A 4,576-nucleotide genomic window follows, 5' to 3' on the forward strand; every position below is an offset into this window, starting at 1 on the left:
CCAACAGACGCGAACCGTCGCTCCGCGGAACTTATGGCTGCGCAGTACAAGCCGCGGCCCCATGTGCCGCTTACGACCGAGCTTCTTCGTGAAGCCGCGCAGACGAAACCCGTCGAAGACCTGGGCGAATGGTGGCACGACTGCGCTATCTGGCATGCCGCCGGGTGGCCTCGCTGGCGCAACGGTCGCAACCGATCCGGAGTCTTTGTTTCAAACGACGACCCTGGCCTTCGGCATCTGTTCACCACGGACGGTGAGGCCGCCGCGTCGCTGACGGTGCGATAACAGGGAAACTGCGCCGCCGAACAGGGCGCTGCGAAGTGTCGCCGCCGGGCTTGTTGCCCGGCGGCTTACGTTTGGGAGTCTGACACTGCAAGGAAGCAAGGAATGGGGGCAAGGAAGAAGGAAGCGAAGGAAAAGGAAGGGACAAGGAAACGGAGAAGGAAAGGAGGCCGACCGCTACTTCGCCTCTTCGTCATCTTCTGTTCCAAGCTGCATAACGGCGCGACCGGCGTAGCTCCGAGCTATCAGCGTGCCCTTGGCGCCGATGTGTTTGCCCTTATCAATGCGCGTCCATTCGCGATTCACGAGTTCGTAGACGGTGCCAGCACGTGTCTTGATGCGGATCATGTGATCCTCGTGAAACGCGATGTCTTCAATGACCGCGCGCATCTGATCCGCGATGCGCACCCGGCGCGAGTAGACGGCCTCGTCTGACATGTCGATGCCTTCCGGCATCTTTTCGCCATATGCTTCTTCGACCAGGCGGAACAGGTCCGCCGACTGCGCGGCCTCGCGAGATTCAGCCGCTGCGGCGCGCGCCGCAGCAAGCTGCTGCTCCAACTCCGTGCGCTTATGGCTGTTCTTTGTCAGCCTTTGGGTGAGCTCGGCAATGCTCCCAACGCCGTTCTCCAGCGCATCAACCATCCGCCCGATGGCGGCCTTGACCCGGATAAGCTCTGCGTCCAACTCTTTCACCCGTTCAAGGTGCTGCTTCTGACGCTTGGCGTGCACGCCGGCGGCTTCGATGATGTCGATGTCCGACATAATGCCCGATAGGATGAAGTTCTCCATGTGCAAGTAGCTGTAGTATTGCTTGTTCCTGCAACCGTTCTTCTTGAGCGAGCTGGAGCACGCGAGATAGAGCGCCCACGGCCGCAACCCAGTCTTCCGCGTTACGTCCTTGGTGTGGTTCAGGTAGCGCATCCGCGCGCCGCACACGGCGCAACGGGTCATTCCTTGGAAAAGGTTCGCGTACTTCTTGCCTTTTCTCCCAGCATGGTTCTCACGGCGAAGCCGGGTCTTATCCTGAATGAGTTCGAAGCTGTCCCTGTCGATGATAGCCGGATAGTAGTTCTCGACTACGTCGGCTGCGGTTCTCTTGCCGTTGACAGTCACTTCAGGCTGGTACTCGCCGATGACCGCACGGTTATGAAGCAGCTTGAAGATGTAGCTTTGATGCCATATTGGCTTGCGCCTGTTCCAAGCAAGGATGCCCTGCTCCGTGAGCAGGTCGGCGATCTTGCCCTGCCCCTTGCCTTCCGAGTACCAGTCGAATATCCGCTTGACGATCTCGACACGCTCGGGAATCAGCTTGAACTTGCCCCCTTTGACTTTCATCCAATGAGGGCATTGGCGGGTGACGGGGATCCCCTTCTTTGCTTTTTCGCGCTTTGTCTCCCAATTTGCGAGGGAGCGTACAGACTTCATGACGCTTTCTTTATTTGAGCGCGACATGTCATTGAGCAGCTGCAGGAAATCATCGAAGTTGATTTCGCTGAATATCTTGTCCTCGGAGATGATGCCGAGCAAAAGATCATAATCGAAAATATTGAGCAAAAGCCGTATGGAGGGTTGTAGTTCGTCTCGCGATAGTCGGTCTACCGACTCGACAATCAGGAGGGTTCCCTTCTCGAGGGTCCCCTTTTGCGCGATCTTGAGGAACTCGGCCAATTCGCCGTGTAAGGAATTGGTGCTGCGGAACGCTGACTTGCCGATGTCCTGGAGGTACTCGAGAATCTCGTACCCGTGTCGACCAGCGAACTGCTGCGCGGATTCGCGCTGTCGGCGTTCACCGTCACCAGCAGCTTGCGCTTGGGAGGAGAGGCGGATGTACGCGTACGCTTTGCCCATGGGGCGAGTGTCTAGTGCGGACGCTTTGGGTTTCTTCATGCTACCCATTATAGCGACCTGGGCGAAAGGCAGCCAGGAAAATATTCAGGGTGCCGAAAGAACAGAGATCGCGGCAATGGCAATTATACCCGCTTGTTGCACATGCGCCTGAAAATTAATTTAATACATCCCTTGCCCCCGCCAGGGGGTATGCACCCCCTGGACCCGCAAAGGGTAGAAGGGCGGGACGCCCGTCGAGGGCGCGGACAGGGCTGGCGTGGGGAACACCACCATCCTGATGCCTCCGCAAACGAAATGACCGGGTCCGAACGTCTGTTCGGACCCGGTCATTTCGTTTGCCATGAGGGGGTTTGGGGGGAATCATTCCCCCCAACGGGGGACCGGGGGGCGGCGCCCCCGGCCTTTGTGCTTAGGATTGTCCTTCGCGCTTCAGGTCGGCCACCAGCTTGCGCAGGGTTTCTGCCTGCTCGGCCAGTTCGCGGATGGCGATGGTCGTCTGCTGCATGCTCTGCGATGTTTCGCTGGCTATGGCGTTTATCTGGTCCACGGCCTGGTTGATCTCCTCGCTGGCGGCGCTCTGCTCTTCGGCTGCGGTGGCGATGCTCGACACCTGCAAGGCCGTGGACTCGCTCATGCGCACAATCTCATCCAGGGACTGGCCGGACTTGCGCACCAGGTCCGTGGAATCCGCAATGGCGCGCCCGGCCTCTTCCATTCCATGTATATTCTGGTTCGAAACCTCCTGGATGCCCCGGATGGTTTCGCCCACTTCCTTGGTGGCGGTCATGGTCTTTTCGGCCAGCTTGCGCACCTCGTCGGCCACTACGGCGAAGCCTCGTCCGGCGTCACCTGCGCGCGCGGCCTCGATGGCTGCGTTAAGGGCCAGGAGGTTCGTCTGGTCGGCGATGTCGTTGATGACGTTCATTACCTGACTGATGTCCTGAGCGCGCTTGCCCAGCACGTCCATATTGCCCTTGAGCTGTGTGGAGAGCTTCAGCAGGGCGTCCATGGCCTTGATGGAGCGTCCCACCACCAGGTTGCCGTCATTGGCCTGAGCCTTGGCCGTTTCTGCGCCGTGGGAAGCCTGTGTCGCATTCTTGGCCACCTCAAGCACCGTGGCGTTCATCTCTTCCATGGCCGTGGCGGTTTCGGTAATGCGCTCCATCTGCACATCGGTGGCGCGGCTAATGTTGTCGGCCTGGCCGGAGATCTCCTCCGACGCCGAGGACAGGCGCTCCACCACCGCCTCCAGCTTGAGGGCCGCCGCCAGCAGGCCCTCCTGCCGGGCGCGTATGGCCTGTGCCTTGGCCTCGTTGGCCGCGATGGTGGCTTCTTCTGCTGCCTTGGCCTTGTCCTCGGCCTCGCGGGTCTTGACCTCAATAGCGGCCATGTTGGTGCGCAAGGTGCCCACCATGGTGTTCAAGGCCTTTTCAAGAAGCGAGGTCTCGTCCTTGCCGGCCACAGTGAGCGTCACGTTCAGGTCTCCCCCGGCAACGTCGGTGGCGGCCTTGGTGGCGGCGGTAAGCGGATTGATGATGCTGCGGAAGATCATGATGGAAAGCGGCAGCACCAGCAGCAGGAACAATGCCAGCACCACGCCGCCGATGGTGTAGCTGGCGGTCTTGACCATGCCGCCGATTTCTGTGCTGATTTCTGCCTTCTTCTCATCGATGTTGTCGATGTAGACGCCGGTGCCGATCCAGAAGTTTGTGCCGGGGATCATCTCAGCATAGCTCAACTTCGGCTGCAGCCCCTTGCCGGGCTTATCGAACACGTAGCTGACAAATCCTCCGCCCTTCTTGGCGGCCTGGTCGAGCTCCCTGATGGGATAGACGCCATTCTTGTCCACCAGGTCCTTCAGATCCTTGCCCTGATTCTCGGGCTTCACAGGCATGGAGACAACCACCGTTCCTTCGTAGACGAAGAAATATCCGGACTTATCTTCCTCGAAGAGAATCGGCTTGGTGGCCCGGCGGATGTTGTCCACCTTTCCCGTCACTGTATCATTGTCCTTAAGGCTCTCCCCAAGTGACAAGGCCATGGAATTGACTGCAAGCTTCAGCTTATCCTTTTGACCATCCAGCATTGCCTCTTGCGTCTGGGCAATGGCGAAGGTCTTGAGCTGGAGCATCTGGTACAGGAAGGCTCCGCCCACAAGGGTGGCAAAAACGACCGCTATGGAGATGAGCAGGATGATTCGTGCCCTGATGGTGATGTTGCGCATGGTGCCCCCCCTGGTCAAAGTGCTGAAACGGAACAGCCGCTGGTTGGGTGGGGTAAAATACTCCACCTATACGTAGACCTAGCAACGAAGTTGCAGATGCGCAAGGAGTTTGTGAGCAGATTCGGCAAACGGCGCAATAGCAGGGGCGAATGGCTAATCAGGGCAGTCGATGTCGGCGCAAAGAATGCGCGAGCGGTTGTCGCGGTCTTTATAGGCGGC

At 59.0% G+C, this 4,576-nt stretch carries 3 protein-coding genes; 1 reads left to right on the forward strand and 2 read right to left on the reverse strand.

The genetic code is table 11. The annotated features are described in order from the left end of the window. On the forward strand, positions 1–285 hold a 285-nt coding region (locus Q8O35_RS09290), incomplete at its 5' end, for a hypothetical protein (RefSeq protein ID WP_305572534.1). A gap of 174 nt (positions 286–459) precedes the next feature. On the opposite strand, the gene Q8O35_RS09295 is transcribed toward Q8O35_RS09290, so the two are convergent. Both Q8O35_RS09295 and Q8O35_RS09300 read right to left on the reverse strand, forming a co-directional pair. Then, a complete protein-coding gene (locus Q8O35_RS09295; RefSeq protein ID WP_305572536.1) occupies positions 460–2,172 on the reverse strand; it encodes a recombinase family protein in 1,713 nt (570 codons plus the stop codon). 370 nt (positions 2,173–2,542) lie between these two features. Then, positions 2,543–4,357, reverse strand: a complete 1,815-nt coding sequence (locus tag Q8O35_RS09300) for a methyl-accepting chemotaxis protein (protein WP_305572538.1) — start codon at positions 4,355–4,357, stop codon at positions 2,543–2,545. Positions 4,358–4,576 lie beyond the last annotated feature (219 nt).

The organism is Humidesulfovibrio sp. (genome assembly GCF_030689645.1).
Lineage (GTDB): Bacteria > Desulfobacterota > Desulfovibrionia > Desulfovibrionales > Desulfovibrionaceae > Humidesulfovibrio.

Excerpts from the sequence above, each read along its gene's own strand:
- Q8O35_RS09295 (WP_305572536.1), bottom strand. The coding sequence starts at position 2,172 with ATGAAGAAACCCAAAGCGTCCGCACTAGACACTCGCCCCATGGGCAAA.
- Q8O35_RS09300 (WP_305572538.1), bottom strand. The coding sequence starts at position 4,357 with ATGCGCAACATCACCATCAGGGCACGAATCATCCTGCTCATCTCCATA.